General features: G+C 36.8%; 5 protein-coding genes. 2 read left to right on the forward strand and 3 right to left on the reverse strand.

From position 1 onward, the window contains the following. Positions 1–95: 95 nt before the first annotated feature. Positions 96–1496 carry an aldehyde dehydrogenase family protein gene (locus tag IV84_RS09550; protein WP_052694568.1) on the reverse strand — a complete coding sequence of 467 codons (1401 nt, stop codon included), beginning with the start codon at positions 1494–1496 and terminating at the stop codon, positions 96–98. Positions 1497–1985: 489 nt separating this feature from the next. After that, on the reverse strand, positions 1986–2522 hold the full coding sequence (locus IV84_RS09555; RefSeq protein WP_046872420.1) for a DUF1836 domain-containing protein: 537 nt from the start codon (positions 2520–2522) through the stop codon (positions 1986–1988). 151 nt (positions 2523–2673) lie between these two features. Here IV84_RS09555 and IV84_RS09560 point away from each other — a divergent pair, with 151 nt between their 5' ends. Beyond that, positions 2674–3009, forward strand: a complete 336-nt coding sequence (locus IV84_RS09560; protein ID WP_046872421.1) for a hypothetical protein — start codon at positions 2674–2676, stop codon at positions 3007–3009. Between the two features lie 9 nt (positions 3010–3018). Beyond that, positions 3019–3585 carry a DUF5067 domain-containing protein gene (locus IV84_RS09565; protein WP_046872422.1) on the forward strand — a complete coding sequence of 189 codons (567 nt, stop codon included), beginning with the start codon at positions 3019–3021 and terminating at the stop codon, positions 3583–3585. A gap of 170 nt (positions 3586–3755) precedes the next feature. On the opposite strand, the gene IV84_RS09570 is transcribed toward IV84_RS09565, so the two are convergent. Next, complete coding sequence (locus tag IV84_RS09570) at positions 3756–4700, reverse strand: aldo/keto reductase (RefSeq protein ID WP_046872423.1); 945 nt, start codon at positions 4698–4700, stop codon at positions 3756–3758. Positions 4701–4815 lie beyond the last annotated feature (115 nt).

Genomic DNA, 4815 nt, shown 5'->3' on the forward strand with positions numbered 1-4815 from the left:
CCACCAATACGATTTGACAGAGACCCAAAATAACGCAACTGTTATTCCAAAAATTTTGAAAACAACAGTTACGCTATTTGATTCAACAAATTTATTTAGAAATCCAAACCTTCATGACGTAGTTTTGGTAGACGTTTTGCGACCGTCTTGATATTCAAAAGATCCCAATCCTCTAAGTTATGTGAAATGGAATTTTTACCCCAAGATCCACAGCCTAAAGTCAAAGAAGGAGTCACATTATTATATTTATAACCAATTGCTCCTTGTGAAGTTGGTGTGTTAATTAAGATTCGGCAAGCATCCATCTCTAATGCAAATCGATTAATCAATGCATCATCTTTGGTATGCAAACCAACTGTATGACCTAATCCACCAAGGTTTAATCCTCGTTTCATTAAATGAACAGCGTCGTCTTGATCTTTTGCCTTTACCATTGTTAAAACAGGTGATAATTTTTCGTGAGAAAGAATATATTCTCCGCCAAGTCCATTCATTTCAGCAACTAAGAATTTTGCATCCTTAGGGCAATCTTCAATACCAGCCCATTGTGCAATGCTGTAAGCGGATTGACCAGCTACTTTAGGATTAACTGATTCCTTTTCCCGATTCATTACGGTTGACTCAAAGTTTTCCATATCAGCATCTTTTACGAAGTAAGCACCACGTTCTTTTAAACCACTTTTAACATCAGCATAGATTTCAGCATCCACGACCATGTTAGATTCAGAAGCACAGATCATCCCATTATCAAATGCTTTTGATAAGACAATATCATCTAATGATTGTTTTAAGTCAGCAGTTTTTTCGACGTAAACAGGTACATTACCGGGTCCAACACCAAGGGCAGGTTTCCCAGTTGAATAAGCAGACTTAACCATGCCTGCACCACCAGTAGCCACAACCGTTGCGACCCCATCATGATTCATCAGGTCAGTAGTTGCATCCATGCTAGGTTTAGTGATCCATTGAACACTATTCTCAGGAGCACCAGCTTTTACAGCTGCTTCTGCAATAACTCGTCCAGTTTCAACACATGTTTTTTGTGCAAATGGGTGAAAAGCGAAAACGATTGGGTTTCGGGTTTTAATTGCTAATAAAGCGTTATGAAAAACGGTTGAGCTTGGGTTCGTTACTGGGGTTGCACTAGCAATGACACCGACTGGTTCAGCAACTTTCATGATGCCAGTTTCTTTGTCATCACTAATAATTCCAACTGTCTTATCATTTTTAATTGAATTATAAATATCTTTTGTAGCAAATTGATTTTTAATAACTTTATCTTCATACACACCACGACCAGTTTCATCCACTGCCATCTTGGCTAACTTTTGACGAGCATGATATCCAGCTTCTGCCATTGCGTGCACAATTTTGTCAATCTGCTCCTGATCCATGACACTGAGACGATCTAAAGCAATATGAGCTTTTTTAACAAGATCATTGACCATTAATTGTGGTTCATCAACATCCTTCTTATTATCCAAATCTTTAATCATATTATTATTATTCTTCCTCTCAGAATGAGTATGTTATTCTCTTCACAAGTTTCATTGTAGCTTTCAAATATCTGTTTGTAAATGCGTACTGTTTACATAACCTAAAATTGATAGGTACCATTGTTTATCACGGCTTGCTTGATGTTTTTCCTTGTGAAAAATCTGAAACTACACAAATCCTTTCACAAAGAGCACTTGTGAAAATAAGCACAAAAAGTAATCGCTTTCTTCACAAACTATTTCACAATTGGTTGAGTTACGCTTCTTGTGGGACCTATCTAATTATTAAATGGTCCGTTCCAGTTTCTGAAGCGTAATTCAGTAAAAATTTATTTTATTTGAAAAAGTTGATGCTAAGCTTAGACCGTTTTTGTTCAGTTTTTTAAGCACAGTCATCAAAGCAAAAAGACAACTATAAGTATGGTCCAAAGTAGAATGACAATTCCACTTTTGTCGCACTTATAATTGCCCATTATCATTTTGTTCACTTTATTTTTTATTCAAAGTAGTTGGTGTATGCTCTTCCGATCTTTGTAATAAACGAATCAACTCACTCGTTTGTACCTGGTCCACAATCATGTTTGATGTGACTTGCATCAATTGTTCTGCTAAGTTCTTGGCCATCGTAGTTGTGTGTTCCAAACCAATTCTTGCAATTTTTTGATTTACAATATCGATAAACCGATCGTATGCCTGTTTTGGATAATCCGTTGCTGTAATTCGATCAATTCCCGAACGGATCACATTAATCGGATATGCTTGTTTCAATAACGTGATCAATAAAATATCTGCAACCTGCATGACCTGGTACTTCTTTTTTGTGGGAGCAACCACAGCCTTTTGTTTTACATAGTTATTAATCATTGTGGGGGTCACTGGATCCATTCCCAGCGGACCTGTATAGCCACTTAAAAGAGCCACAACTTGATCCATATACAAATCAAAATTTGGCAACTCATCCCAATGAGGTAACTTAACCTCTCTCACTGTTTTCAACCACCGATTATATGTTTCCAATTCATTCATTTCATTCACCTCGTCCATAGATGTTACCGTTAGTATATCACTATCAGCTAGTTTTTATAACTAGATTGCCCATTATCAGCATAATTTCATGACGTAACTAGTAGAAATGTGCTATTCTTAAAAAAATACTAATGAATAGAGGCACTTTATTTTGTTTGAACTTACGAAAAAACGACGTGTGAGTGATGAAGTCAAAGAAATCATTCCCCAGCCTGTAATTGATGGCCTTTGGAAAACTTTAAAACAAATGCAGGCTGATGATTTAGTGGTTTCACCAGTTATTGCTTTTGTTTTCAGTGATGATTACACAGAAGACACCATTTATGTAATGGGGTTACAGAACTCTGGAGATGTTGCTAAAGAATATGATCTTGCTTACAGTGGCAAAAAGGATTTCTTAGGCAATGGAACCATTGTTATTGTAAAAGATAAGCCCAAAACTATCAGTATGAGCATTAGCGCAGTTAATAACCAAACAAAGGAGTAGCAAACAGTTTTGAAAAGTTTTAAAAAGGTATTTTCAATTTTAATGATCGGCTTAGTAGCCACTAGTCTGACTGCTTGTAGTTCAGGGAACACTTCAAAATCCAGTCAGCAAAGTTCTTCAAGTGAGAAAAAGGTCTCTTCAGCGAAAAAAGCTGTAAAGAAAACGGCCACTTTATCTGACCAAACTTTCAAAACTCCCCAGGGTACATTTTTGATCACCGAGAATCATGTGACCGCTTCAGCTACAAAGAACAAACAAGTATTAATTCTGAAGTACACATTTACAAATACCAGCAAATCTCAATTAGTTCCTTCAGATTATTGGTATAAATATGTTAAGGCAACTCAAATCGTTAATGGCAGCACTAAGACCCTTGAACAGGGGTCGCTTCCCTTTTCCACAGCTGCAACAACAGATGATAACTTAGAGAATTCATCGGTTAGCGAAATCAAACCTAATCACCATATCAATGCTGAAGGTTCATGGCAACTTGATAAAAACGGTGCCCCAGTTAAAGTCAGTTTTTACGATACTCACAAACAATTAGTTGGCACTCGCCAATACGATACAAATTAAATGTATGTAAACAAGTCTTGGTTCAGGTTGCGTATTAATCTGGGCCAGGACTTTTTAGCACGGTTCAGAATCGCAAAAGAGTCATAATAAGCACGACTACTGCGGGAATTCTCCCCGCTTTCGTCGCGCTTATTATGACTCTTTTTAACGCTCTTCTTCACCCACTGCTTCTATGGCATATCATTTCCAGCTGCGTAGTAAATGTCGTACCATTCTTGTCCTGTCATTTCGACATCACTACCTGCCAATGATTCCTTAATATGTTGTGGATTCATTGAACCCACTAATACTTGGAATTTAGCCGGATGACGCAAAATCCATGCTGTTGCAATGGCGTTTTTGGTCACTCCATACTGATCAGCTAATGCCTGCATCTTTTTATTTAATTCAGGGAACTTAGGGTTATCAATAAATGGACCATTGAAATTACCCCATTGATAAGGTGACCAAGCTTGAATCACAATGTCATGAATTCGAGAATATTCAATGAATTGACCATCATGATCTATGCTATGGGCATCTTGCATATTCGTATGCATCCCAAAGTCAATCATATTACTGTGCATAATTCCAAATTGCAATTGATTAAACATCAACTTCTGTGAAACTGCTCCTTGTAACATGTCAAATTGCATTGGATTGAAATTAGAAACACCAAAATGACGAACTTTGCCTGCTGTTTGCAATTCATCAAAAGCTTCTGCCACTTCATTCAGTTCCATCAAAGGATCTGGACGATGAAGTAATACAGAATCCAAATAATCTAACTTTAAACTCTGTAATTCATGATTAACTGCATCAATAATATGTTGTTTAGAGAAATCATACCGATTTCCGTAAGGTTTACCTGACCCATCATCATTGCTGTTACGAATTCCCACTTTAGATTGAATCCATAAGTCATCTCGGCTCACTGATGATTTGTCCAAGGCTTTTTGAAACACAAGATCTGATTTCCCACCACCATAAATATCAGCAGTATCAATAAAGTTCACGCCATTATCAACAGCTGTTTCAATTACTTTAGTTGCAGCATCTGTATCCAACGCATCCATTCGCATAATTCCTAATGCCACGTTAGAAACTTTTTTGCCACCAATTGTAATTTGTTTCAAAAATATCACTCCTATAAATAAATTTATAACCATTCATCTATCAGCTTACCACCTTTCAATCTAAAACAGAATTAATTTGTTATCGGGTATGTGTCAAGTTTTCCTAGGTGCCTTA

Source organism: Pediococcus damnosus (assembly GCF_001437255.1).
Taxonomy (GTDB): Bacteria; Bacillota; Bacilli; order Lactobacillales; family Lactobacillaceae; genus Pediococcus; species Pediococcus damnosus.